Origin of the sequence: Natrinema limicola JCM 13563 (assembly GCF_000337475.1) — an archaeon.
In the GTDB taxonomy this organism is placed as follows: domain Archaea; phylum Halobacteriota; class Halobacteria; order Halobacteriales; family Natrialbaceae; genus Natrinema; species Natrinema limicola.
Window position 1 is genome coordinate 1 of sequence record NZ_AOIT01000055.1, and the last position, 26,000, is coordinate 26,000.

A 26,000-nucleotide genomic window follows, 5' to 3' on the forward strand; every position below is an offset into this window, starting at 1 on the left:
CGACGCTGAAACGGCTCCAAGAGCGTGACGCCGCGGAGTGGCGGATTGACGAACGATTCGGCCATTACCAAAACGCGCTCACTGACATCCTCGAGAAGGCGTCTCGACGTGCCGTCGAGTACGCCTGCCAGTTTGAGAAGCCAGTTCTCGTGCTGGAAGATCTCTCGTACATCCGCGAAGACCTCGATTACGGCGAATGGATGAACCGACGCCTCCACGCATGGGCGTTCGCCCNGTTTGAGAAGCCAGTTCTCGTGCTGGAAGATCTCTCGTACATCCGCGAAGACCTCGATTACGGCGAATGGATGAACCGACGCCTCCACGCATGGGCGTTCGCCCGCCTCCAACAGCGTATCGAGGACAAGGCACGAGAGGCCGGGCTGCCGGTCAAATACGTCCGACCGGAGTACACGAGTCAGACGTGTCACGAGTGCGGCCACGTCGGACACCGAACCGGCGACGAGTTCCGGTGCCAGAATGACGAGTGTTGGATCACAGAGTACCACGCAGACCTCAACGCGGCGGTCAACATTGCTGACCGCCACGACCCGTGGGGTGAGAGCCTGCCGCTGAAACCGGCGGGCGATGACATCTCACGAGATGGGAGCGCCTGTGACAGCGCCACGACCCCCTCCGAGTAGAGCCAACCACAGCAGATGACGCTCGGAGAGNGCGATGACATCTCACGAGATGGGAGCGCCTGTGACAGCGCCACGACCCCCTCCGAGTAGAGCCAACCACAGCAGATGACGCTCGGAGAGGTCGGGTCGGAACCCACTGCCGGTAGTTAGCCGGTATTCCCCTGCAGGGAAGCCGCGCCGTTCACGGCGCGGAGGATGTCACGTGTCGAGCTTTCACACCTCAGTTTCGTCTGAGTCAGCTCTTTGTCGGAGGCGCTCAGCCAGCGTGAGTGAGCGTACTGATCGATATCGACCGCGACAGCCCCGTTCGATCGATCGGCAGGAACCTGATAGCTACCCTGCAACACGGCGTCGATTCAGAAATGCTCATGATGTGTTATACATATCGATCACTATCATGAAACTCACCCGTCGGAACGTGCTAGGAGTTGCAGGCGCGTCGATGGCGACCGGTGTCGCCGGCTGTCTCGGATCGAATGAAGCGGGGAACGGCAACGGCAATGGCGTCGACTTGCCCGAGTATCACCGCTGGCTCACGACCCACAGTAACGGCTCGCTCAGTTACGTCTACGTCGATTGGAACCATCTTTCGAACCTCGAGTCCGGAAACCAAAGTACCAGCAACGCCACCACTGGCTCACAGTCGGACCCGATGCTTGGACTTCCGCTGACCGGCATGGTGGCATCGGTTTTCGTCGTCGGGTTTGGCCTCAGCGCGTACGGGCTCTCGGGGATGATCAACTACGGCCAGTACAGTCAGTCAGGAACTGAGACTGACGAGACCGGGGGCATGAACTCGAAAAGTGATGCAATGCTCTCGACGAACGAGGCCATCGTCCTGACTGGAGACATCGACACTGAGGAGGTCGATGGGATTCTGACAGCCGAGCCGGAGGGCTTCTCGCTTTCCAAACAGTACGAGCAGACCGACGAAATCGACGATTACGCCGTCTATACGCCGGTCGACGAGGAGGGCAGCGAGGCGATCGCCGTCAGCGATGGCGCGCTCGTCTTTACCAGTGGTGACGACATCACCGAGCCCGTTGACGCGATTCGGACCCCGATCGAAGCCGCCGCGGGTGAGACGGAGCGGGCGACTGAGGCGAACGACGACCTCGAGTGGCTCGTCTCGACGGCGGGGCACGGTCACCTCGTGATTGGCGGCTACGGCGAGTCGTTCGAGCCCGCCGCCGAAAGCGACGACGGCGATAGCGGCGACAACGTCTCCGATTTCGGAAGCGGAACCCAGGACGAATTCAACATGGAGTATACCGAACTCGAGGCCGTCGACAGCGGCGTCAGTTCACTCACGTTCGACGACACCGGGTCGCAGGCGACCGGCGAGTTCGCGGCGATCCTCGACGACGGGGACGCGAGCGCGCTCGAGGACTCGCTCGGCTCGTCGGCCGCTGAGAGTTCGGTCGAAATCGAGGACGGTCGCGTGACCGCCTCCGCGACCTGGGAATCACTCAACTGACGCTCGCAACGCGTTCGACGTCACGCCTCGAGACGATGCCGTCGCCCCATCGCCGCCACGCGGAACTCGGTCGTACCCGTGACGAGGAGGGCACCTCCGACACCCGCGAGGAGGAGGGTGGTGACCGGCGGTGTGATGGTGGCGACGAGGACACCCCCACCGACGGCACCGGCGACGAAGCCGAACTGAACCGCGAGGACGCTCGCGACTCCCCAACTGCGGCTGACCGGCGCGTACAGCCCGCCGACGGCGACCGTCTCAGCGAGTGCGTGTACCGTCAGGACGGTGAGCGCGACCAGGCCGAACGAGGCGCTCGTCGCGTAGATGCCCGCCACGAGGACCCCTTCGACGACGCGGTGGGTCAGTATCGCGCCGAGTGCCGCATCCGCACAGCCGGCGTGGGGTGACACACCGTGTGTGCGCCCGATCCAGGCGACTGTTCCGCCGAGCAGCCCGCCACCGATCGCCAGGAGCCACTGTTGGGTGAGTCCCGACAGCAACGCTGCGAGTCCCAGTACGATCACTAGGACCGTCACCTCGCGTCGCGTCGTCGCGTCGTGGACGTCCGTGACGGCAGCGGCAGCGTCGGATCGGTAGTGAGAAACGGTCCCGAGTCCGACCGCGACGCCGAGCAGCGCCGAGAACCCGATCGCGACGACGAACGGAATCGCCGGCTCGTTGGCACCGGCCGCTGCTGTCTCCGAGCCGGTCCCGTGGGCGCTGACAACTGGAGGCCAGATTGCGAGCGCGACGAGCGCGCTCGCGGTCGCTCGGCTCACCCGCATCGCCGCCCACCAGTTTTCGTTGAGTAGATCATCATCGTATCGTCACCGTTTCGATCGGCCCGGTATCCCACAGCGGGCCGCCGCCCACCCCCACGAGCGATCGTCGTCTCGAGGGGGTGCCTTCGATCGTCGTTTCTACATCCAGACGTCGCTCGTGCAGTCGCCGTCGGGCCAGCGGATCTCGTGGGCGCGAGCTGGACCTTCCGGCAGCGTCCCGAAGTCGACGAGGAAGTCCTCGTCGAGGGTCATCGTCCCCCTGCGGGGATCCACGTCGGCTTTCAGCATCACCGAGCCCTGTTTTCCTTCCTCGGGGAAGAACTGGTCGTCCCACGTCGAGTACAGCGACGTCGTGAAGTACAGGCGCTCGCCGTCGAGCGAGAGCTGGAGCATCTGCGGGCCGGCGTTGATCGGCCGGCCCTGCACCGCCTGGCGGTCACCGAAGAGCCCGCCCACGGAGAACGTGTCGGCCAGCCGTGGGTTCGATGGATCGGAGATGTCGTACATGCGGACCTCGCCGTGGAGCCAGTTCGCAAAGAACAGGTAGCGGTCGTCCATCGAGACCAGGAGGTCCGTGATGAGGCCGGGCACGGGCATGTCCCAGTCTTCGTGTTCGCGGGCCTCCACATCGATGACGTTGTCCGCGTGCCATTCGCCGTTCTCCCGGTACAGGTGGAACATGTTCGAGGAGAGCGCAGCCCCGACGTAGGCGTGGTCCGATTCGGGCGTGTGCAGGAAGCGCACCTCGAGTGGGATCATCCCCTCTTCGCCGAGGTCGATCGTCTGCTCGACCGTCCGGTCGTCCCAGTTCCAGAAGTGCAGTTTCTGGCCATACTTCCCGGCTTCGACGTCCTCGAGGTCGAATCCCGGCTGGTAGGTCGAGGGTGCGGCCCACTCGCTCGAGACCATCACGTTCCGGCGGGGCTGATACCAGTAGTCGTAGTTCATCTCGATGTCGCCAGGCGTATCCCACCGCCCTTCGACCTCGAAATCCTCGTTGAGGAGGAGGAATCCGCCCGGGAGGTCGCCGTCGGCGTCGCCGAGCATGCTGATCATGATCTTCCCTTCTGGGATGCAGTGGACCGTATGCGGGGCCGAGAGGTCGTACTCGAAGACCTCCTCGGGTTCGATCACGTTGACGAGTTCGGGGTTCTCGCGGTTTTTGGTATCGATGATGTGAATACGCGACGAGCGGTTGCCGGGAACGACGAGGTACCGTCGCTCTGCACCCTCGACGTGGCAAGACGACGAGCAGGCGTTCCACCCGAAGTGGTGTAGCTCGTCACCGACGGTCGGCATTTCGATCCGATCAATGACGTTACAATAGGTCGACGAGTCGGGGTCGACGTCGATGACAGTCAGCATATCGGGCGCGTCGATTCCCGTCCCGACGTAGAGCGCCGGGACGTAGGCGACGCTCTCTCGAGTCGCCTCCTCGATGGCAGCCTGTGGCGTCTCGTAGCCCACCGCCCCGGGGTGGTGTTCGTGGACGCGACTTTTACTGCCGTGCTTTGAGTGCGAACTCATATCCTATATTGCATCGAGTAGTAGCATAAACAAATATCGTGGAAAACAGTGACAATTTTTCAGTCAGGTGTTTCGGTGAACCAGTCTTCTGCTGGGAAAAGGCACAGTCGACTCGAGCCGTCTGTGGCTGATTCGGGATAATTCAGAAGGGTGGCTTGTCCGCGGTACACAGTGCTACACCCGCTCGTCGGTCGCTGTTGCGCTGTAGTAGTCACTGAATATCAGTGTGTGAATGGTTTCGGTTGTTACGATAGACGGGACTGGAACAGATTTGAACCTCGCCGAGACGTGCTCGCTCACTGACGTTCGCTGTGTGCGACTCGTCTGGTTCAAACGACCCGTAACGACTTTTCGAGCGACGCGCTCGTCGCGTCGCTCCTCGCGTAGTATCGCTCGAAAAATGGGTTGGGGCAGATTTGAACTGCCGGCCTCCTCCATGTCAAGGAGGTGTCATAACCAGACTAGACCACCAACCCGTCTGGCTTCGGTCTGCGTGACCTCACTGCCACGCTTCCTGACTGCATTCAATCGTTGCTCGCCACCGTAATTGAAGGTTTCGAATCGGACGCCGTTCGGGAGTCGGACCCATGGACCCGGGCGATACGCTTAAGTTGATGTACGGATTTGAGCATTACAAGACAACAACGTACATCGGTGTCTACTATGAAGGAATATGTCGAGCGGGTGACCGAGGGACAGGATCTGACACAGAACGAGGCTCGAGCGGCGTCAACGGCCGTTTTCGAGGATGCAACCGAGGCACAGATCGGCGCGCTCTTGACGGCGCTGCGCGCAAAAGGAGAGACGGAAGCCGAGATCGCGGGCTTCGCCGAAGGGATGCGCGATGCGGCCAGAACGATCTCGCCGGATCGGGAGCCGCTGGTCGACACCTGCGGTACCGGTGGCGACGACTACAACACGATCAACGTCTCGACGACGAGCGCGATCGTCGCTGCGGGCGCTGGCGTTCCAATCGCCAAGCACGGCAACTACTCGGTCTCCTCGTCGTCGGGCAGCGCGGACGTCTTGGAGGAAGTCGGTGTCGACGTCGAGGCCGAACCGCCGGCGGTCGAGGAAGCAATCGAAGACGACGGTATCGGCTTTATGCTCGCACCGGTGTTCCACCCGGCGATGAAGGCCGTCATCGGGCCGCGCAAGGAACTCGGGATGCGGACGATCTTCAACGTCCTCGGGCCGCTGACCAACCCCGCCGGCGCGGATGCACAGGTTGTCGGCGTCTACGATCCCGATCTCGTGCCTGTGCTCGCGGACGCGCTCTCCCGGATGGACATCGAGCGCGCGCTGGTCGTCCACGGCGCAGGCACCGACGAAATCGGCATTCACGGCGAGACCGTCGCCGCCGAAGTCGACGGCAGCTCCGTCGAGGAGTATACGCTCGAGCCCGCTGATCTGGGCCTCGACGAGCACAATATCGACGACATCGCCGGCGGCGCTCCCGAGGAGAACGCCGCGGACATGCGCGGCATTCTCGAGGGCGACGTAACCGGTGCCAAACGCGACGTCATCCTGGCCAACGCTGGCGCGGCGATCTACGTCGCGGGCGAAGCAGCGTCGCTCGAGGCCGGTACCGACGCCGCCCACGAGGCGATCGAATCCGGCGCGGCGGCCCGGAAACTCGAGCAACTCTGTGGCGCGGCGCCACAGCCGGAGGGACGATGACGCGGGTCAAGGTCTGTGGACTCACCAACGAAGCCGATCTCGAGACAGCCGTCGACGCGGGCGCGGACGCGGTCGGCTTCATCTGTGACGTGCCGGTCGAGACGCCGCGTGAGGTGTCGCTCGAGCAGGCCACGAAACTGGCGGCTGCCACGCCGCCGTTCGTGACGAGCGTACTCGTGACGATGGCTGACGACCCTGCCGACGCGGTCGAACTGGTCGAGGCGATCGAGCCCGACGCACTCCAACTCCACGGCGGCGGCCATCCTGACGACCTCGACGCCCTGCAATCGGCGGTCGACACCGATCTCCTGCTCGCGATCGACGCCGATGACGTGACGAGCGCTGCGGTCTACGATGGCATCGTCGACGGACTCATCGTCGACACCGCGGGCGAGGACGGCGGTGGCGGGACCGGCCGGACCCACGACTGGGATCGAACCCGGTCGGCCGCGGCCGACCTCGAGTCGCCGGTGATCCTCGCGGGCGGGCTCACGCCCGCAAACGTCACCGATGCAGTCAGGACCGTCGAGCCCTTCGCCGTCGACGTCGCAAGCGGCGTGGAGAAACGTGGCGGCGTCAAAGACGTCGACGCCGTCCAGTCGTTCGTCAACCGCGCGAAGACCGCCCGCCGACCGGCGGAGCCGGAGCCGTGACCACTATGACCGAGTCCGATACTACTGAGCCGCCGACGTTCGACATCGACCGCGAAACGTTTCGTTCCTACGCGGGTGCGAGCGCGGATCGAGCAGATCAGCCGGCCGTCGTCCGCACCGTCGCGACGCTCGAGGTCGACACAACCCCGCTTGCAGCCTATGCCGCGCTCACCGGCCGAACTGACGCGACCGACCGTGACCGCACGCCGTATGCGTTCCTCCTCGAGAGTGCCGAAAAGACCGCCTCGAGCGATCCGGACGGGGCGTTCCGACCGAGTACGACAGGGGCCGAGCGCCACGCGCGGTACTCCTACGTGGGCTACGATCCCGAGGCCGTCGTGACGGTCGAATCCGGCGACGCAACAGTCGAAGCGCTGTCCGATGACGCGCCGCTTGCAGCGATCGAGACGGACGCCGACGGCGACACCGTCGACGCGCTCCGGGCGGCGATGCCGGACGTACGCCTCGAGAACGTCCCTGACCACGACCGCCAGCATCTCGAGGGCGGGCTGGTCGGCTTTCTGGCCTACGACGCCGTCTACGACCTCTGGCTCGAGGAGGTCGGACTCGAGCGGCCCGACTCGCGATTCCCCGACGCACAGTTCCTCCTGACGACGAAGACGCTGGCGTTCGACGAACGCGATGGGACGGTCTCGCTGGTCTTTACGCCCGTCCTCGAGGCCGACGACAATCCTGACGCGGTATACGACGCGCTCGTCGACGAGGCGGCCGCCGTCGCGGCAACGCTGCGCGAAGCCGCCCAGCCCGAGACTGGCGGGTTCGTCCGCGAGGACGAGGTCGCGGGACCGAAAGACGAATACGAGGAAAACGTTCGGCAGGCCAAAGAGCACGTCCTCGACGGTGATATTTATCAAGGCGTCATCTCCCGCACGCGAGAGCTGTACGGCGACGTCGATCCCCTCGGCTTCTACGAGGCGATGCGCGAGGTGAACCCGTCGCCGTATATGTACCTGCTAGACCACGACGACCTGACAGTCGTCGGAGCCAGCCCCGAGACGCTCATCTCGGTGCGCGGCCGCGAGGTCATGTCCAATCCGATCGCGGGGACCTGCGACCGGGGCTCGAGTCCCGTCGAGGATCGCCGACTCGCGGGCGAGATGCTCGCTGACGGGAAAGAACGGGCCGAGCACACGATGCTGGTCGACCTCGCGCGCAACGACGTGCGCCGCGTCTCGGAGCCAGGGTCCGTTCGCGTCGACGAGTTCATGAACGTCCTCAAGTACAGCCACGTTCAGCACATCGAGTCGACAGTGACCGGCCGGCTGGCCGACGATTCGGACGTTGCCGAACCGCGTTCGACAGCCCGGGAGACCAAGTCTCCCGACGCGTTCGATGCGACCCGGGCCTCGTTCCCCGCCGGGACGCTTTCGGGCGCGCCGAAGATCCGCGCGATGGAGATCATTGACGACCTCGAGTCCGAGCCACGCGGCCTCTACGGCGGTGGCGTCGGCTACTACTCGTGGACCGGTGATGCAGACTTCGCGATCGTGATCCGGACTGCAACTGTCGAAAACGAGGGTGATCAGGACCGCGTTACGGTACAGGCCGGTGCAGGACTGGTCGCCGACAGCGACCCGACCGCCGAGTACGAGGAGACAGAAAAGAAGATGGGTGGCGTTTTAGCGGCGCTCGAGGAGATCGAACGCCCGGCTGCAGAGTCGGACATCGGTGACACGGAAGCAACGCCGGAGGTGAGTCGATGAGCACGACGACGGGTGAAGTGGACGCGACCGAAGACGAGCACGACGGCGTGACAGCGGAGCCGCTCACGGTCCTGTTCATCGACAACTACGACTCCTTTACGTACAACCTCGTCGAGTACGTCAGCCAGCTATCCAACACTGAAACCGAGGTGCTGAAGAACACGGCCTCGCTCGCGGACGTGCACGCCGTCGACCCTGATGCGATCATCATCAGCCCCGGCCCCGGCCACCCGAAACACGACCGCGACGTCGGCATCTCGATGGCCGTCCTCCGGGAACTCTCACCCGAGGTGCCGACGCTGGGGGTCTGTCTGGGCCTCGAGGCCGCCGTCTACGAATACGGTGGGACTGTCGGCCGGGCTCCCGAACCGATCCACGGCAAAGCCTCCGCGGTCGACCACGACGGCGAGGGCGTCTTCGACGGCTTAGAGCAAGGCTTTCGTGCGGGCCGATATCACTCGCTGGTCGCGACCGAGGTCCCCGACTGTTTCGAGGTGTCGGCAACCGCAGAACACGGCGAGGAAACGCTCGTCATGGGTGTGCGCCACTGCGAGTATCCACTCGAGTGCGTACAGTTCCATCCCGAAAGCGTGCTCACGGCGGCCGGCCACGACGTGATCGAGAACTTCCTCGCGCAGGTTTGATACGGACTCCTGTAAATCAGTGCCGGTGCAACTCAGGACGGTCGCGGTTGCACCGGTACACAGTTACAGCAGACCGTATGAGTCCGACAAGCCTGCGGTTTCGTGGCAGCGAAACGTGACGGTAGCGCTCAGAAAAAGGGGAGAAACGAGAGATCGGTGATGCCAGCAGCGTAGAGCCCCGCGAGGACGACGGCGGCGACGATCCCGATTCTGACGGCGAGTTTGATCGCGATCTTGACCGCGACGACGATGACGGCGAAGGCGGCAAGCGCAGTCAGCACCAGCAGGATCGGTGGTACCGACGTGAGTGCGTCGAGCATACGTGATTCACCACACTACAGGGACGTAATCTTTCTGGATATCGTGACTGCTCAGCGACAGTGAGTGATCGGTTGAGAGCCAGTGACTCGAGCCACCTCGGTCCAATGGCCGCTTCGGCTGCTTTGTGAAAGAGAAAACCACGCGAAAGCGATGGGTTTCCGTCGCTTACAGTCACTTTCAGTCCGGTCTGAAAATCGTTAAGACGGTTGGCAACGTAGTGTCGAACGACCGCACAGGCGGCCGTTTCGACGGCCGCGGGAGACCTAGACACGATAGGCTACAGAGACATCTATACAACTATATTTGTACTACTACAAGAAGAGTAGGAGAAAACACCACGCTTAAGATGAATACGTGAATACTGAACCTTCGTCACGAATGATTAGAGTCAGGACCCGGACCCTCGACAGAATCGACGCGTTGCAGCGGTGTAGCGACGAGGTGGCTCGCGCATGAGCGACGCCGACCTCTCCGCGGCGGAGTTGACCCTCCCGATCAAGCGCACCGAGGGCGACACCCTCGAGGAGCGACTGACCGACAACGCCTACCACAACATTCTGCCAGCGCGCTATCTGCGCAAGAACGCCGACGGCGACCTCATCGAAGAACAGGAGGATCTCTTCGAGCGCGTCGGAAAGAACATCGCGCTCGCAGAAGCCGTCTACGAGGCCGAAAAGCAGGACCTCGAGATCACGGTCACGCCCGGCCAGCTCAAGCCCGACCACCCGCGGCGAGACGAACTCGCCGAGGAGGTCTTCGGTGCCGGTACCACTACGGACGACGATACTGAAACGACGCTTTCTATCTACAACGTCAACAAGTTCGCCTACGACACCGTCGTCCCCGAACTCCCCGACGAGATCCGCGAGCACGTCGAGGACGTCGCCGACGAGTTCCAGGAGATGATGGCGAACCTCGACTTCATGCCGAACTCGCCGACCCTGATGAACGCGGGCGACGAACTCCAACAGCTCTCGGCGTGTTTCGTCGACTCCCCCGACGACGATATCGACGACATCCACCAGACCGCCAAGGAGGCCGCGCAGGTCTTCCAGAGCGGCGGCGGCATGGGCTATGCCTTCTGGCGGCTCCGTCCCTACGGCGACGCGGTCGGCTCGACCGGCGGCATCGCGTCGGGACCGATCACATTCATGCGCACGTACGACCAGATGTGCGAGACGATCGCCCAGGGCGGCGCTCGCCGCGGCGCGCAGATGGGCGTCATGCGCGTCTCCCACCCCGACGTCATTCAGTTCATCCACGCCAAGAACAAGGACGTCTCGCTGGCCGAGACGCTGCGCCTGAACGACCCTGACGACTACACCCACACCTCCTTCCAGGACGCCTTGGACGAAGCCCGCGAACTCATCGACGACGAGGGGCGGGTCCCCAAGCATCTCCGGAACGCCGTCGAGGGCCACCTCTCGAACTTCAACATCTCCGTCGGCATCACCGACGACTTCATGGAGGCCGTCCAGAACGGCGAGGAGTTTACGTTCACCAACCCCCGAACGGGCGAGGCACACATCGCAACGGAAGAGACGAAAGAGCTCTACGACATGTTCGGCCTCGGCGAATACGTCACGGTCGGCGAGGAGCTGTCGATCCCAGCCGAGGAACTCTGGGACGACATCGTCGAGGGCGCTCACGAGAACGGCGAGCCCGGCGTTATCTACCTCGAGCGGGTGAACAAGCAACACTCCTTCGACGTCGAGAAACACCCCGACCACCGCATCCTCGCGACGAACCCCTGTGGCGAGCAGCCCCTTGAGGAGTACGAGGCCTGTAACCTCGGCCACATCAACCTCTCGACGCTTGCGGACCTCGAGGCCCCTGACTGGCGCGTCTGGTACGACGAGCACGGCGATGAGTACGACACGCTCGCGGACGCCGTAGACGCTTTCCTCGACGACGCCGTCGACTTCGAGGACCTCGACCGCCGCATCGAGATGGGCACCCGATTCCTCGAGAACGTCGTCACGATGTCGGACTTCCCAGTCGAGAAGATCGAACAGAAGGTCCGGGAGATGCGCAAGATCGGCCTGGGCATCATGGGTCTGGCGCAGCTGTACATCCAACTTGGCATGGAGTACGGCAGCGAAGCCTCCAACGAGGTCGCGCGCCAGCTGATGACCCACATCGACCACACCTCGAAGTGGACATCCCACGAACTCGCCGAGGAGCGCGGGAGCTTCGACGAGTGGGACAAGTCCAAGTACGCGAACCCGACCGAGTACCGCGAGTGGTTCGAGAAGCAGACCGGCCTCGACGCCGACGAGTGGGAAGACGGGTTCCCAGTCCGGAACCACAACACGACGACCATCGCCCCCACAGGCACCACGAGCATGGTCGGCAACACCACCGGCGGCTGTGAACCCATTTACAACGTTGCCTACTACAAGAACGTCTCCGACGACGTTCAAGGCGACGAGATGCTCGTCGAGTTCGACGACTACTTCCTCCGCGTCCTAGAGGACAACGACATCGACGTCGACGCGGTCAAGGAAGAGGCCAAAGAGCAGATGGCGACCAACCAGTTCAACGGCGTCGAGGGACTCTCGACGGTGCCCGACGCCATTGGCGAACTGTTCGTCACGACCGGTGATCTCTCGGCAAAAGAGCACGCCGGCGTGCAGGTCGCCTGTCAGGAGGGCGTCGACTCCGCGATTTCGAAGACCGTCAACGCGCCCAACGACTCCACGCTCGAAGACGCCAAGGACGTGTTCGAGTACATTTACGATCACGGCGGGAAAGGCGTCACCTACTACCGTGACGGCACCCGCAGCAAACAGGTCCTGACGACGCGAGCGGACAACGCCGACTTCGCTGACGAGACCGAAGCAGCCGAGACGCTGGTCGAGCAGATCGACGAGATCTTCGGCGGCTTAGAGCAGTTCCTCGAGAGCGAGGAGGTTCAGGACGTCCTCGAGGACGACGTCGACTCGCTGCTGGGCGACGCCGAGCCGATGCAGGTCGACTTTACCGAGAAGCGCGAACGGCCCGACGCCCTTCAGGGCGTCAGCCAGCGCATCGACACCGGCTACGGGAAGATCTACGTCACGATCAACGAAGATCCCGAGACCGGCCAGCCGTTCGAGCTGTTCGCCAACATCGGCCACTCTGGTGGTTTCACCAACTCCTTTACCGAGGCGCTGGCGAAGGTAATCTCGACCTCGCTGCGCTCGGGCGTCGATCCAGACGAGATCGTCGACGAGCTCTGTGGGACCCGCAGTCCCAAGGTCGCCTGGGACAAGGGCGAGCAGATCCAGTCGATCCCCGATGCGATCGGTACCGCGATGCGTCGCTATCTCGAGGGCGAGATCGACAAGCCGTATCCGAAACAACAGACGCTCGAGGAGTCGGCTGACGCGGATCGCGTCGAACCCGCCGGTCATGAAACCGACGGCGGTGCGGCCGCCGCACAGGGCGGCGCGGCGGCTGCCGACGACGATGCGACTCAAGATCTCATCGATGCCGGCGAGTCGCCGGAGTGTCCCGACTGTGGGTCGATGTCGCTGTACTTCTCCGAAGGCTGCAAGACCTGCGAGTCCTGTGGCTGGAGTGAGTGCTGACTAGGCGCTTCGACGTCTATCTCTCTGTCTCGTTTCGCTCTCGCTTTTCGTCGTGTACCCAGCAGAACACCACACTTAGCACTTGCCGGCGAGAACACGGTGCCATGACTGGCAACGGTGGGGAACGTACTGCCGGTGGTGCAGAGATGGACGACACAAGTGACCGCGGGGCCGGTGGTCCGCGCTGTCCACACTGTGAGGAACCGATGTACAAACGCCACTGCAAGTACGTCTGTCCACACCACGGCGTCATTATCGATTGCAGCGACCCCTTCCGGTGAGTGGTTTTCGAGCGCAGAACTTCGTTAGCCGTCCGTCGATCGCCTCGAGCCGTCGGCTCGCCGCTGGGTCCGCGCGCGCAGCGCACGATAGAGCGGACCGGCGAGCAAGAGGGTCGCAGCGAGCGCACAGCCAAGCGAGAGTACGAGCCCGAGATCACCGAGCCCGTTCGTCGAGACCGTCGCCGCGGAGGCACCGACGACGACCGCGGCGATCGTCCAGGGTAGTTCACCGATCGCCGTTCCGACGATCAGATGCCGGTGGTCGACATCGCTGACGGCGGCTGCACACGTCGCGACGTCAGAGGGGATCGGTGCCAGCCGCGAGGCGGTGACGCCCCGTAGCGGCCCCGCAGTGTCGTAATAGCGCGCGACGGTTTCGCCGGCTCTCTCGAGCAGCCCGCCGTCGTTGTCGGCCGCGGGAGCTGTGTCGTCGCCGGTAAGCCACCGAACCGCGACGAACGTCGGGAGGACCGTCGTGACGACGCCGGCGAGCGCGATGGGAACGCCGGCCGCGACGCCGAAGCCGTAGCCGACGACGGCTGCAAGCGGCGTGGTTGGCCAGGCCAGTGCTGGTCGCACGAGATAGAGTCCCGCGACGGCGGCCCCAAACAAGACCGGATCCGCGGCCATCGCGTCGACGGCCTCGAGCACTGTCGTCGGCGAGACGAGGATGCCGGCGGCGACCATCCCAACGGCGACGAGCGCCCCGGCGAGCGCGCGCGACCGACTCGACACAGCCATCGGTCGAACCTATCGCTCGAGCGTTGAAACCTTTGTGACTGTCCTGCTCGTCGTGAAGATAGCGGCAAGTATCGCGACTATCGGGGATCGATCGACCAGCAACGAGGCGAATCGAGCGGAAACTCATCATTCAGGTATAACTAGGGGTGTGTGATTCGACCGCAGTCGCGGACGCAAAGGAAAGGGCTTTTATAATCACACTGGATACGATTGAGTGCAGACAAAGACAGCGAGCGTGGGTAGCCAAGCCAGGCCAACGGCGCAGCGTTGAGGGCGCTGTCCCGTAGGGGTCCGCCGGTTCGAATCCGGTCCCACGCATCGCATGCGCGGCCACAGGCCGCGGAACGCAAGGCGGTGTAACCGCCGAGCACAACGATGCAGGTGATCTCCCTTCGTGGACATCACCCACGCATAATCCTTTCCGACACTACTTCCGACGAGTGACAGCCATCGTCACGATGATGCGCTGACTCGAGCAGAAGCGACAGCACCCCAGAGAGTAACCACTTTCCCGCTGCGCTCGAACGACCACACATGGAATACGTCCCCAGAGAGCGCGTGCGGCTTCTCACCGGCGTGTTGAGCGTGGTATCGCTGGCAGTCGTCTTCGCGGCTGCGGGCGGCCGAATTCCGTCCTCGAGCGTCCCTGCAGCTCCGGAGTGGGTCATCGAGACGATTCCGCTCGTGAACGCCGTGATCAGCGCGGCCGCGATCGGAACGATCACGATGGGGTGGCGAGAGATCCGTCGCGGGAACGTCGACCGCCACCGGATCGCGATGATGGCGTCGTTCGGGCTGTTCGTGGGCTTTCTCGTCCTCTATCTGTACCGATTGACTGTGACTGGCGGCCCACAGCCGTTCCCTGGCCCGGAGACCGTCTACCAGTTCGTCTATCTGCCGTTGCTGGCGATCCACATCCTGCTGGCGATCGTCTGTATTCCGTTGGTTTACTACGCCCTCATGCTCGCGTTCTCCCGGCCGGCTGCGGAACTCGCGCGGACGAGCCACGCCCGCGTGGGCCGGATCGCGGCAACGCTGTGGCTAATCTCGTTTACACTCGGGATCGTGGTGTTCGTGATCCTCCACGTCGTCTACTAGCGACCCAGAGACAGGATCGCAATCCGCTTCAGTCCAAAATATCGCCGATCCGGCGTGGCTCGCCCTGCAGGTTCGGCTGTTCGGCAACGATTTTCAGGACTTCGTGGTCGGTCACGTCGTAGTAGGATTTCTCGGTGGCTTCCTCGACTAAGTCCCGCTCGAGGCGGAACTCGGTCCCTTCGTAGACGACATCGACGCCGTCGTCGTCGAACGCGAGTGTAGTCATGACTGGCCGTACGCAACGGGAGTGTAAAAACGGGGCGACTGTCCGCGACCGCCACTGCTCTCATCCGGCAGACACACGTCAGACGAACGGCCGACGACGCGCGACATTTATTAGGTGATATGTCCTTGTGACGTGAATGTGGCCTTCAGCAGGGATCCACTCGACGAACTCATCGTTCCGGATGGAACGGAAACGCAAGAGCGCGACGTCGTTACCGACGGGGACGTCCTCGTCGGTGGGCGCTCGACCGTCGAGTTTGGGGTCCGCGGCCGGAACGTCTTGGCCGGCGAAGGGGCCGAGTTCGGCGGCGCGATCGAGGCCGACGGTGACTGTCGGCTCGACATGTGGTGTGACGTCGCCGAAAACGTCCTCGTCGGGCAGGACGCATATATTGGCGAACGCGTCCACGTTGGCGGCAGGCTGAAAGTCGCGGGCGATCTCGACATCGGCGACGACGTCGAAATCGAGGAGGGATTCGAGGCAAACGGCTGGATCGTCATCCGCAACCCGATGCCGACGATCGTCTTCCTGTTCGTCTATCTCAAACACCTCCTGTTGATCGGCGAGGACGACACCGCCCAGCAACTCGTCTCCGAACTCCTCGAGGACGACGCGGACGACGCCGACACCGAACCGCTGGTGATCCCACAGAACGCGACCGTCGGTGACGACGCCTGGCGCGTCTCGACGCCCGCAACGATCGGCGACAACTGTCGCCTTCACGGGAACGTCCGCGCGGAGACGATCGACGTCGGAACGTCATGCAATATCTTCGGGAGTCTCCGGGCACGCGGTGATATCTTCGTCGGTGACGGTACGCGAATTCACGGCGACGTCACCACTCGTAACGGCGATGTCGAGGTCGGTGCCGATGCGCGCGTCCTCGGTGACGTCTCCTGTGGCGATCTCGAGCTCGGCCCTGACGCCGAAGTCGACGGCACGATTCGCGCTGCCGGCGAGATTACGATGGGGACGACCGAACGCGAACAGGAATAAGACCGATCGGCCATCCCGATCGCACGCGGGTCACGGCGGCTCCTGCCGACGCGATTTTCCTGATATCACTCGAGAGAAGCCCGCTTCGTGGCCATTTCCTGCTAGCGATTACCTCCCCTATTCTTAATACTGATACTATGATAGGGGGCCACAGACATGCGAAGAGTAACCACACAGTTGCGGAGGGGACGATGAGATCAATCGTACTCACGAAAGGCGTCCCGGACTTCTCGGAAGGGGCCGTCTCGTTCGACGAAGACGGCCACCTAGAGCGGGGGAAGACGCCGACCGTGATGAACCCCAACGACGAGTTCGCGTTACAGGCCGCACTGCAGACGAAAGTCCGCCACGGCGGCCACGTCACCGGCATGAGCATGGGGCCGCCGGGGTACGCCGAGGTCTTGCAGGGGGCGATGGAGACGGTCTACGCCGACGACAGCTATCTCCTCTCGGATCGGGAACTGGCCGCCTCCGATACCTGGGCGACGGCGATCACGCTGAGCGCCGGCCTCGAGAAGTATCAGGAGGAAATCGCGAACGTCGATCTGGTCTTTGCTGGATTCAAGACGGCAGACGGAGAGACTGGCCAGACCGGTCCGCAGACCTGCTGGGCGATGGACTGGCCGATCGTCACCCACGTCATCGCACTCGACATCGATCCCGATGAGCGAACGTTGCGTGCGAAACGGCTCGTCGAGGGCGATATCGACGAGGTCGAAACCGTGGAAGCTCCGTTGCCCTGTTTCGTCGTCACGGATCCCGAGTTCGAGCCGACCTACCGGAAGGCCTCGCATCGACTAACACACAAGGAACTGCGAGCCGAAACCCAACAGCGAGCCGCGAACCACGACGACTACCTGACGATGTGGGATCACACCGACCTCAATCTCGATCCCGACTACATTGGGCTCGACGGGTCGCCGACGATCGTCTCGTCGGTCGATCCGATCCCAAAAGCGCCCTCCGAGCGGGAGGCGACGATGATCGACCCTGCCGAAGACGAGATGGCACCGGTTCTTGAGGAACTGCAGCCCCACGCCGCGGAGGCAGGTGATTAACATGACCGCCATCGATCCGGACGACTACACTGTCGAGGAACTGACTGACGAACTCGAGACGATCGACGACGTCGACGACTTGCAGGCGATCTTCGAGGCCGAGCAAGCCGGTCAGGATCGGACGACGGCCCGCGAGGCGATCCAAGACCGGCTCGAAGCGATCGAGGCCGCCGACGGCGAACACGGCGATACCGAAGCAGGTGAAGCGGCGGCGGACGGAGGCGATGCGGATGACGAGTCGGAGCCAGACAGCGAGGAAGCCGAAGAAGACGATGACCTCTCACGTCCCACTCGGGACAAAAAACACGTCCGGGCGCTCGAGGACGGCGAATACGCGGACATGTGGGTCTTCTGTGAGACCCAGGGTGGCGNTCAGAGATGTGTATAAGAGACAGTGGGCGACGACTGCGAGGGGCTGGCCGAGGAGTGTATTGCCTACGGGGCTGACGTCGCGGTCTATCACGACGACGAGCGCCTCGAGCGATTCTTGCACAAACCCTACACTGAGATCGCGGCTCACATGGCACGCGGGAAGGGAACCGTCGAGAGCACCGACTGGCGCGACTACGACGAGCCACGGTATATCCTGTTCCCCGCGACGAACAACGGGCGGGACCTCTCTGCGAAGGTCCAGGCCGAACTCGACTCCGGGCTGGCATCGGACTGTTCGGACCTCTTTATCGAAGCGGAGGAGGTATCGAACCCAGTCAAGACCGGCGAACCCGGCGTCAAGAAAACCTTCGAGAAGGTCTTGCACATGAAACGGCCGGACTTCTCTGGCTTCGAGTACTCGACGATCCTCTGTCTCGACAATCCGGGCCGGGAGTTCCACCCGCAGGGCTGTTCGGTCATTCCGGGGAGTTTCGAGCCCATCGAGCGCAACCCCGACCGCGATGGGTTGGTCGTGGAACACGACATGGATCTCGAGGATGACTGGTTCCGCGTCGAAATCACCGACCACGACCGTCTCGAGGCCGGGATCGACCTCACTGGCCACGACGTGATCGTCTGTCTCGGCCGCGGGATCGCCGACGACCCCACCGAGGGGATGGAACTGGGCCTCGAGTTGGTCGATGCCTTCGACGACGCCGCACTCGGCATTACACGGGGGATCGTCACGTCCTCCTACCAGTTCGAAGGCCACGTCGAGTCATACTCGAACGAGGAGCGCCAGATCGGCGAGACCGGCCAGGTCGTCGCGCCCGACGTCTACATCGCCGCGGGCGTCTCCGGGGCGGTCCAGCACAAGGTCGGCATGGACGAATCCGACACGATCGTCGCGATCAACACTGATCCCGATGCCCGCATTCGAGACTTCAGCGACTACTTCATCGAGGGCGACCTCTTCGAGGTCCTGCCACGGCTTACGGAGGCCGTCGAATCGGGTGGGCTGGGCCTCGAGCCCGAGGCCGTCGCCGACGGAGGTGACGAGTGATGACGAGCGAAACGGACGTCTACGAACACTATGAGGCCGTCGTCGTCGGCTGTGGTCCCGGCGGGGCTGCAGCGGCCTCCCGGCTGGCAGATCACGACATCGAGACACTTGTCCTCGAACGCGGCACGGAGGCGGGTGCGAAGAACGTCTCCGGTGGACTGATCTACGCCGAAGAGTCGGCTCCCTACACGATCGACGACCTCTTCGATGGCTTCCGCGAGCGCGCGTCCGAGCGGCCGGTCACGGACTATTACATCCACAACATCGCCGGCAACGCAGTCAAGACCTACGACCTGACCGATCTCCACGAGCACGACACCGACTGGTGTGACGCCGTCCTCCGCCGGGAGATGGACACCTGGCTCGAGCAACGAGTCCACGAAAAGACCAGCGAAACCGGTGGTGGCGTCCTGACGAACGTCCGCGTCGACGGCCTCCTCAGAGAAAACGGCGAGATCGTCGGTGTCACCTGCGACGAACTCGACCCGATCAAGGCGGACCTGATTGTCGCGGCCGACGGCGTCAACTCCGAGCTCGCCCGCGAGGCAGGGCTGATGGACTGGGAAGAACCCGACGAGTGGTTTCAGGGTGTCAAGGCCGTCGTCGATATGGACCCCGGCGCGATCGACGACCGGTTCGACATCGCGCCCGACGAGGGGGCCGCCCACCTGTTCTCGGGTGACCTCTTCAGTGACGTTCGCGGCGGTGGCTTCCTCTATACGAACGAGGATTCGCTGTCGATCGGGACTGTCTTCCACCTCGATAGCCTCGTCGAGCAGGAGGCCGAACCACACGACCTGCTCGACGCACTGCTGACGCATCCGGTCTTGGCGGGCTGGTTCCAAAACGAGTACCACGAGCGCGAGTACGCGGCGAAACTCGTCCCCGACTCGAAGAAGGTCGCCCACCGCCGTCCCTACCGCGACCGGCTCGTCCTCGTCGGCGACGCCGCCGGCCAGATGCAGGCCCAGGGACCGATCATCAAGGGGATGAACCACGCCGTCAGCGCGGGCGCGCTCGCGGCCGATGCCTTCGCCGTCACCCGCGGCAACCGCGATCCGGAAGCCGCTGGCCGGCGCTACACGAAACTACTCAATGACTCCGGGACGATGGATAAGCTCCGGCCTCGACGGTACGAACTCAGCCGAACCGTCAGCGAACACGATGCCGTGACGAACGCGGTCGAGCGAGTACTCGACTCGCCGCTTGGCTCGCTGGCCGTCGGCAATCCGATCGCCGACCGGCTGCTCGAGCGGGCGTACAACTCGCCGTTTTTGGTCTCGATGTTGCCCGATACGAAGACCGGCTACGTCTCCCTGCCGACGCTGATCGCTGCGGAACACGGCAAGACGATCTACTGGGAGAGCGACATCGAGCCACCGTCTCTCGAGGAGCGCATCGGCGAGCTTACGTACGATACCGACGTCGGCAATCCGCACATCGAACTGCTCGACGAGTCCTACGAGGAAAGCGGTGCAGCCGTCACTGCCTGTCCGGTCAGTGCCGAAGATTTCGGCGGCGGCTGTTACCGGTCGGAGACGGTCAAGACCAACGGTACCGCCGAGACGCTAGTCAGTCTCGACACCCAACCCTGCGTCGAGTGTGGGACCTGTGCGGTCGTCGCCGACACGGCGTGGGAACACCCCCGCGGCGGCAAGGGCGTCGAGTTCCGCGAGGGATAGTATGAGCCGGTATGGGCCGCAGATCGCCGCGCTCGCACGTCGCGCCGAACGCGAGCGAGCGGCGTTCGACGCGGTCGAGGTCACGGCGAGATCGGGCAGCGATCCGATTCCGGACGGCCCGGCGAGTCCCGACAACGCCGTCGGCTACCTCCGAGCGGGCGCAGGGCAGTCAATCTGGCTCTACGTCGAGGCCCGGACCAGCGGCCGGCTCGTGCCGTTCTCGGACGCCGAATTCACCGCCCTCGAGACCGCGATGAACCGCTGGCTCGAGTGTTACACGCGCTGTCACGGCGTCGCGCTCGAGGCCGAGTTTTCCGTTCGTGAGGCAGCAGAGCTGTTGCTCGAAACGCGAAACATCGTCGATACGGCACAGTTGTTGACCTGCGTTCCGGCTCGCCGTGCCCGCCAGCAACCGACGCAGTGACGCGGGGCGGGCACCCAGATTGTGAAGTTATGATATAAAACTGTCATACACCTGCCCGTATTTGACTTCCACGCAGGAGACGGGTATTCGGCTATTCCTGTTGAGCGCAAAGCCAGCGTGATGGCACGAGACGATCGGTTATCCCGACGACGAATGCTTCAGTTGACAGGTGTTGCCGCGTCGACGGCGTTTGTCGCAGGCTGTGGCGGCGATGGTGGCAACGGTAATGGGAACGGAAACGGTGGGGATGGCGGCGGCGTCGAAATCGAACCCGGGACGACGATCGACTTCAGCGGCCAGACGACCCACTGGGAGGGTCTCGAACCGTCCGCGATCGAGGGCGAACAGAATCCGGCACTCATGCTGCAGGAAGGCGAAGACTACACGATCGGCTGGTCGGAAGGTGATGGTGCCAACCACAACATGGAGATCCGCAATGCCGACGGCGAAGTAATCGACGACCTGACTACCGGTGATCCCGTCTCAGACCCTGGCGANGATGGTGCCAACCACAACATGGAGATCCGCAATGCCGACGGCGAAGTAATCGACGACCTGACTACCGGTGATCCCGTCTCAGACCCTGGCGAAGGCCAGTACATCGACTTCACGGCAAGCAGCGATATGGCGACGTATAACTGCGAACCGCACCCGCAGATGGAGGGTGAAATCCAGATGGGGAGCGGTGGTGGCGGCGGTGGCGGCGGTGGTGGTGGCGGTAACGAGACCGGTAACGAAACTGGAAACGAAACCGGTAACGAAAGCAGCTAGCGCTTGAATTGCGCCGAGTGTCTTTTTCGAAATGCTCGATACCAGTCCGTGAACGCCCGATCGCACGCGAGACGCGATCGGTAGATCAGTAGATGAGTTCGTCGTCGTTTTCGACCATATACAGCGTCCGCGCGGCGATGTTGACCGTGTGATCGCCGACGCGCTCGAGGTCACGAATCGTCAAGAGAAGCCGTGACACGTCCTGGAGTAGCTGTTCGACCTCGTCGGGTGACTCGAGTTCGCGCTCGATGAGGTCGCGGACGACGATCTCGCTTGCTCGTTCGGCGAAGTGGTCGAGTTCATCGTCGCGGGCTGCCAGTTCGCGACAGGCGTCGGTGTTCTCGTCGTCGTAGGCGAGCATCGCGTCCTCGAGCATGTCGAGAGTCAACTCGCCCATTTCCTGGACGTCGACGTCGGGGAACAGATCGCGCTCGGCGTCGAGTGTGTACTCGCCGAGGTTGGTCGCGAGATCGCCGATTCGCTCTAAGTCGGTGATAATCTTGAACGAGGCGGCGATAAAGCGCAGATCGCTCGCCACCGGCTGCTGCAGCGCGAGCAGGTCGATACAGTCCTGCTCGAGATCGAGGTACATGCGGTTGATCTCGCCGTCGCCTTCGATCACTTCGCGGGCGAGGTTCTCGTCTTTCTGTTCTAAGGCGTCCAGTCCCATGCGAAGCCGTTCCATGACGACCTCGCTCATGTAGAGCACGTCCTCACGGAGTTCCGTGAGCTTGTCCTGATACGATTGTCTGGCCATACCGTTTCCACGGTGTCCGTTCCTGATAAAGGCTGTGTGCAGTCCCAATTTTGTCGATAGCGACAGTATGGGAACTCCTGGCGAGGCACACGGCTCGGGCGTCGCTGCTCTCTCCATTCGGGATGCATAGCGAGTGGCCCACTGGCGATCGGTCGGAAGAACGGGCTATCGGAGCCACTCGAGAACAGCGGTCAACGACAATGAGGGGAGTCGGTACTCGACGTCGTGTTTCAGTGTGAGCAACCCCCCGAGGATCATAGGGACTGCAACGGCTGATGTGAGCGAGTTGAGCAGCAACCAATCGACCGACAGCCCATACAGTGTCTGGTCGAGAGGTGCGAACAGTTGGACACCGCCGGAGAAGACATCGAGAACGAGATGCGATCCGAACCCTATAGCAGCAGCCCACCGAGGGCCGAAATACGCGAGGAGGGCGACCACGATGATCCCGCCGAGAAGCGAGTGTGTGAGCCCCCGATGACTCCAGAGGGCACCGGCGACGTATCCGAGTTCGACCAGTGGCTGAAAGACGAACGTATCGCTGTCGGGAACGGTCGCGGCGAGCGCCGCAACGAGGTACGGCTCGGGCCGTCTGGATCGACCCATCAGCATGACCAGTGCCAGCCCGACCAGGATGTGAACCCCAGTGGCGACCATCGTGTCCGATTCATGTGAGAGCGACCAATAAACAGCATAGTTAGTAACTCACACACAACGCGTGCCATAACTGTCTCTGTACGGACTACGTTGGGATGAGAACACACAAGCGATCGTACGCGACGGGCCGAACGAAACTGCGAGTCGAAAGCGGAGACTATCCGAACTTACCGGTGATGTAGTCTTCGACGCGTTGGCTCTCGGGGTTCTCGAAGATCTTGTCGGTGTCGTCGAACTCGGCGAGTTCGCCTCCAGTCAGGAAGACCGCCGTCTTATCCGAGATCCGGGCGGCCTGTTGCATGTTGTGCGTGACGATGACGACCGTGTACTCCTCGGACAGCTCTTCGATCAGATCTTCGATCTTCGAGGTTGCGACCGGGTCCAGCGCCGACGCCGGCTCGTCCATCAGGAGCACGTCCGGGTCGGGTGCGATCGCACGCGCGATACAGAGGCGCTGTTGTTGCCCACCGGAGAGGTCTAGTCCGCTCGAGTCGAGTTGGTCTTTGACCTCGTCCCAGAGTGCAGCGCGGCGGAGCGCCTTCTCGACGATGGCGTCGTAATCGCCCTCGATTCCCTGAACGTCCAGGCCATAGGCGACGTTGTCGTAGATGCTCTTGGGGAATGGATTCGGCGACTGGAAGACCATCCCGATTTTGCGCCGAAGGACGACCGGATCGACGTCGTCGTCATAGACGTTTTTCCCTTCGAAGTTCAACTCGCCCTCGATTCGTGCAGCGTCGACGAGGTCGTTCATCCGGTTGATACACCGGAGGAACGTCGATTTGCCACAACCGGACGGACCGATGATCGCCGTGACCTTCTCGGCCGGGATCTCGATGTCGACGCTCTGCAGCGCCTGCGTCTCGTCGTAGAACACGTCGAGGTTCCGGGATTCGATTACTGTCCGGGTTTCTCCCCCGGAACCGCCCGACTGGCCAGCGTCGATCGACGAATCGACGAGCGGATCACTCGGTTGATTCGATCCCTCGAGATCGGTCGATTGGCTACCAGTACGGCTGTCCGGGTCAGTCATTGAATCTTGTGTCATAGGTTACTCTCGGCGTTGATACTTGTTACGAATCAGGATTGCAGCACCGTTCATGAGCAGGAGAACGACCAGTAGCGTGACAACGCCAGCTGCCAGCACCCCGTGTCGGAACGCGGCGTCGATCTCGCCCGACCAGGTGTAGATCTGGCGCGGCATTGCGCTGAACTTGTTCGTGAACGAACTCGGCGCGATGCGAACGACCGCTGGCGCGCCGATGATGAGCAGCGGTGCTGTCTCACCGATCGCTCGGCCCATCGCGAGGATGTTTCCAGTCATGATCCCCGGTAGTGCCTCCGGAAGGACGACGTTGCGAGTCGTCTGCCACTTGGTCGCGCCCATACCGTATGATGCCTGGCGCATCGAGTCAGGGACGGCACTGATCGCCTCTTGTGAGGAGATGATGACGATCGGGAGAATCAACAGTCCGACGGTGAAGCCGCCGACGAGGGCAGTTCCTGAACCGAGCCCGCCCGCTCTGATGAACAGTGCGAGCCCGAGGACCCCGTAAACGACCGATGGCACGCCGGCGAGGTTCCCGATGTTGACCTCGATCAGGTCGACGAGCCGGCCCCAGCGACCTCGTTGCGGGGCGTACTCCTCGAGATAGAGCGCAGCGCCGACGCCGACCGGGAACGCGGAGATGACAATGATGAGCAACATCATCACCGAACCGACCAGCGGCGGATAGAAGCCAGCATCTTCGGGCGTCCGCGAGGGTGTGTTTGTCAGGAATCCCCAGTCGAGCCACGGCGTCGGGCCGGCGAATCCGAGCGCGTCCGTGAGGACGACGCTCGCGACGATCCCTCCGACAACGATCAGCGGGAACGCAAGCCCGGACACGCCGGCCCCACGGCGGATGACGCTCTCGACGTAGAGACTGACAGGGACGGCAGTGACCGTAACGAGCAGCATCCAGACGAACGGGGTGATGCCGACGATGGGTGCAACGCCGAATCCTGCTGCCGCCCCGACGAGTGTCAGTACCGCAGCGATCGCACCGTCACGGTCGTTTTCGCGCTGTCTGCGGACGAACAGGCCGACGACGACTGCGACCGGCACGACGAACGATCCCAACAGCGTGAGCGACTGCGTCGGCAACATCGGCAGTGAGAGGATGAGCCCCGGAATGAACCAGAGTGCAAGCGCTGGCACAGCCACGACGACCACGAGTCGCTCGAGGTCGGCCTCCGTCCGAACGCGGCTGTGGGCGTACACGATCCCGCCGGCAACGACGAGCGAGACGAGGATCGAGAGCCACTGATAGACGCTGACGACGTGTTCGAACGTGATGAACACCCCGCCGGTGAGCAACAGCGAGACGACCGGTAAACCGAGCGCGATGGTCGCCGTCTCACCCGCTCTCGTATCGCGCGTATAGTAGTAGCTGACCGTCGCGAGGGAGGGGATAATGACCGTCCCGATGGGGACGAGCAGCCACCCCATGTCCGCCGAAAAGGGCTGGAAAGCGTCGTTCGCGACGTACAGGAGGAGCACGAAGACGGACACCAGGGCCAGAAGGGTCGCACTGAGACCTGTNCCCCGCCGGTGAGCAACAGCGAGACGACCGGTAAACCGAGCGCGATGGTCGCCGTCTCACCCGCTCTCGTATCGCGCGTATAGTAGTAGCTGACCGTCGCGAGGGAGGGGATAATGACCGTCCCGATGGTGACGAGCAGCCACCCCATGTCCGCCGAAAAGGGCTGGAAAGCGTCGTTCGCGACGTACAGGAGGAGCACGAAGACGGACACCAGGGCCAGAAGGGTCGCACTGAGACAGAGCGTCTTGAACGCTTTGCCACGGACGCG

23 protein-coding genes, 2 tRNA genes and 1 pseudogene are annotated in these 26,000 nt (G+C 63.0%); 16 read left to right on the forward strand and 10 right to left on the reverse strand.

All coding sequences use genetic code 11. The features are described from left to right. Both C476_RS19400 and C476_RS13775 read left to right on the forward strand, forming a co-directional pair. On the forward strand, nt 1-641 hold a 641-nt coding region (locus C476_RS19400; protein WP_008014007.1), incomplete at its 5' end, for an IS200/IS605 family accessory protein TnpB-related protein. Between the two features lie 397 nt (nt 642-1,038). Continuing rightward, entirely contained in the window at nt 1,039-2,118 is a 1,080-nt protein-coding gene (locus C476_RS13775; protein ID WP_008014011.1) for a hypothetical protein, read from the forward strand. A 20-nt stretch (nt 2,119-2,138) separates the two neighbouring features. Here C476_RS13775 and C476_RS13780 read toward each other — a convergent pair whose 3' ends face one another. The 3 genes from C476_RS13780 to C476_RS13790 all read right to left on the reverse strand — a co-directional run bounded on the left by C476_RS13780 (nt 2,139) and on the right by C476_RS13790 (nt 4,903). Next, on the reverse strand, nt 2,139-2,903 hold the full coding sequence (locus C476_RS13780; RefSeq protein ID WP_008014012.1) for a hypothetical protein: 765 nt from the start codon (nt 2,901-2,903) through the stop codon (nt 2,139-2,141). A gap of 135 nt (nt 2,904-3,038) precedes the next feature. Then, nucleotides 3,039-4,427 carry a selenium-binding protein SBP56-related protein gene (locus C476_RS13785; RefSeq protein WP_049911885.1) on the reverse strand — a complete coding sequence of 463 codons (1,389 nt, stop codon included), beginning with the start codon at nt 4,425-4,427 and terminating at the stop codon, nt 3,039-3,041. Between the two features lie 401 nt (nt 4,428-4,828). Then, nucleotides 4,829-4,903: transfer RNA gene (locus C476_RS13790), tRNA-Val, on the reverse strand. A gap of 187 nt (nt 4,904-5,090) precedes the next feature. Between C476_RS13790 and trpD the strand changes: the two genes are divergently transcribed. The 4 genes from trpD to trpG are packed head-to-tail and all read left to right on the forward strand — an operon-like array spanning nt 5,091 to nt 9,128. After that, on the forward strand, nt 5,091-6,107 hold the full coding sequence (gene trpD / locus C476_RS13795; protein WP_008014017.1) for an anthranilate phosphoribosyltransferase: 1,017 nt from the start codon (nt 5,091-5,093) through the stop codon (nt 6,105-6,107). Then, a complete protein-coding gene (locus C476_RS13800; RefSeq protein ID WP_008014019.1) occupies nt 6,104-6,760 on the forward strand; it encodes a phosphoribosylanthranilate isomerase in 657 nt (218 codons plus the stop codon). The genes trpD and C476_RS13800 overlap by 4 nt, the downstream gene beginning before the upstream one ends. Nucleotides 6,761-6,765: 5 nt before the next feature. Then, nucleotides 6,766-8,484, forward strand: coding sequence for an anthranilate synthase component I (gene trpE, locus C476_RS13805; protein ID WP_008014021.1), 1,719 nt, complete (start codon nt 6,766-6,768; stop codon nt 8,482-8,484). Beyond that, nucleotides 8,481-9,128, forward strand: coding sequence for an anthranilate synthase component II (trpG, locus tag C476_RS13810; protein ID WP_008014023.1), 648 nt, complete (start codon nt 8,481-8,483; stop codon nt 9,126-9,128). Before trpE ends, trpG begins: the two co-directional genes overlap by 4 nt. 128 nt (nt 9,129-9,256) lie before the next feature. On the opposite strand, the gene C476_RS13815 is transcribed toward trpG, so the two are convergent. Next, nucleotides 9,257-9,448 (reverse strand): hypothetical protein, encoded by a 192-nt coding sequence (locus C476_RS13815; protein WP_008014025.1) that lies wholly within the window; start codon nt 9,446-9,448, stop codon nt 9,257-9,259. A 453-nt stretch (nt 9,449-9,901) separates the two neighbouring features. On the opposite strand from C476_RS13815, the gene C476_RS13820 reads away from it, so the two are divergent. Continuing rightward, nucleotides 9,902-13,021, forward strand: coding sequence for an adenosylcobalamin-dependent ribonucleoside-diphosphate reductase (locus tag C476_RS13820; protein WP_008014026.1), 3,120 nt, complete (start codon nt 9,902-9,904; stop codon nt 13,019-13,021). A gap of 146 nt (nt 13,022-13,167) precedes the next feature. After that, nucleotides 13,168-13,302: an HVO_2523 family zinc finger protein gene (locus tag C476_RS19405; RefSeq protein ID WP_241430493.1), complete on the forward strand. Its 135-nt coding sequence runs from the start codon at nt 13,168-13,170 to the stop codon at nt 13,300-13,302. Nucleotides 13,303-13,326: 24 nt separating this feature from the next. On the opposite strand, the gene C476_RS13825 is transcribed toward C476_RS19405, so the two are convergent. Beyond that, entirely contained in the window at nt 13,327-14,043 is a 717-nt protein-coding gene (locus C476_RS13825; protein WP_008014028.1) for a TVP38/TMEM64 family protein, read from the reverse strand. A 233-nt stretch (nt 14,044-14,276) separates the two neighbouring features. Between C476_RS13825 and C476_RS13830 the strand changes: the two genes are divergently transcribed. Together C476_RS13830 and C476_RS13835 are read left to right on the forward strand one after the other, a co-directional pair. After that, a tRNA-Leu gene (locus C476_RS13830) sits at nt 14,277-14,361 on the forward strand. Between the two features lie 216 nt (nt 14,362-14,577). After that, entirely contained in the window at nt 14,578-15,141 is a 564-nt protein-coding gene (locus tag C476_RS13835; protein WP_008014029.1) for a DUF420 domain-containing protein, read from the forward strand. Nucleotides 15,142-15,169: 28 nt separating this feature from the next. Here C476_RS13835 and C476_RS13840 read toward each other — a convergent pair whose 3' ends face one another. Further along, complete coding sequence (locus C476_RS13840) at nt 15,170-15,367, reverse strand: DUF5800 family protein (RefSeq protein ID WP_008014031.1); 198 nt, start codon at nt 15,365-15,367, stop codon at nt 15,170-15,172. A 138-nt stretch (nt 15,368-15,505) separates the two neighbouring features. Here C476_RS13840 and C476_RS13845 point away from each other — a divergent pair, with 138 nt between their 5' ends. From C476_RS13845 to C476_RS13870, 6 genes and pseudogenes are all read left to right on the forward strand, one after another. Continuing rightward, nucleotides 15,506-16,363: a polymer-forming cytoskeletal protein gene (locus C476_RS13845; protein WP_008014034.1), complete on the forward strand. Its 858-nt coding sequence runs from the start codon at nt 15,506-15,508 to the stop codon at nt 16,361-16,363. Between the two features lie 191 nt (nt 16,364-16,554). Further along, a complete protein-coding gene (locus tag C476_RS13850; RefSeq protein ID WP_008014036.1) occupies nt 16,555-17,421 on the forward strand; it encodes an electron transfer flavoprotein subunit beta/FixA family protein in 867 nt (288 codons plus the stop codon). 1 nt (nt 17,422) lies between these two features. Continuing rightward, nucleotides 17,423-18,856 (forward strand): annotated as a pseudogene (locus C476_RS13855) (electron transfer flavoprotein subunit alpha/FixB family protein). Further along, a complete protein-coding gene (locus tag C476_RS13860; protein ID WP_008014038.1) occupies nt 18,856-20,538 on the forward strand; it encodes an FAD-dependent monooxygenase in 1,683 nt (560 codons plus the stop codon). The pseudogene C476_RS13855 and the gene C476_RS13860 overlap by 1 nt, the downstream one beginning before the upstream one ends. Nucleotide 20,539: 1 nt before the next feature. After that, nucleotides 20,540-20,962, forward strand: a complete 423-nt coding sequence (locus tag C476_RS13865; RefSeq protein ID WP_008014040.1) for a hypothetical protein — start codon at nt 20,540-20,542, stop codon at nt 20,960-20,962. A gap of 153 nt (nt 20,963-21,115) precedes the next feature. Next, on the forward strand, nt 21,116-21,733 hold the full coding sequence (locus tag C476_RS13870; RefSeq protein ID WP_008014043.1) for a hypothetical protein: 618 nt from the start codon (nt 21,116-21,118) through the stop codon (nt 21,731-21,733). An 85-nt stretch (nt 21,734-21,818) separates the two neighbouring features. Here the strand turns inward: C476_RS13870 and phoU are convergent, their stop codons facing one another. From phoU to pstA, 4 genes are all read right to left on the reverse strand, one after another. Next, nucleotides 21,819-22,490, reverse strand: a complete 672-nt coding sequence (phoU, locus tag C476_RS13875; protein ID WP_008014045.1) for a phosphate signaling complex protein PhoU — start codon at nt 22,488-22,490, stop codon at nt 21,819-21,821. Between the two features lie 165 nt (nt 22,491-22,655). After that, entirely contained in the window at nt 22,656-23,147 is a 492-nt protein-coding gene (locus tag C476_RS13880) for a metal-dependent hydrolase (RefSeq protein ID WP_008014046.1), read from the reverse strand. A gap of 157 nt (nt 23,148-23,304) precedes the next feature. Beyond that, a complete protein-coding gene (gene pstB, locus C476_RS13885) occupies nt 23,305-24,180 on the reverse strand; it encodes a phosphate ABC transporter ATP-binding protein PstB (RefSeq protein WP_008014048.1) in 876 nt (291 codons plus the stop codon). Between the two features lie 18 nt (nt 24,181-24,198). Continuing rightward, nucleotides 24,199-25,701: a phosphate ABC transporter permease PstA gene (gene pstA, locus C476_RS13890; protein WP_008014050.1), complete on the reverse strand. Its 1,503-nt coding sequence runs from the start codon at nt 25,699-25,701 to the stop codon at nt 24,199-24,201. Between the last annotated feature and the right edge of the window lie 299 nt (nt 25,702-26,000).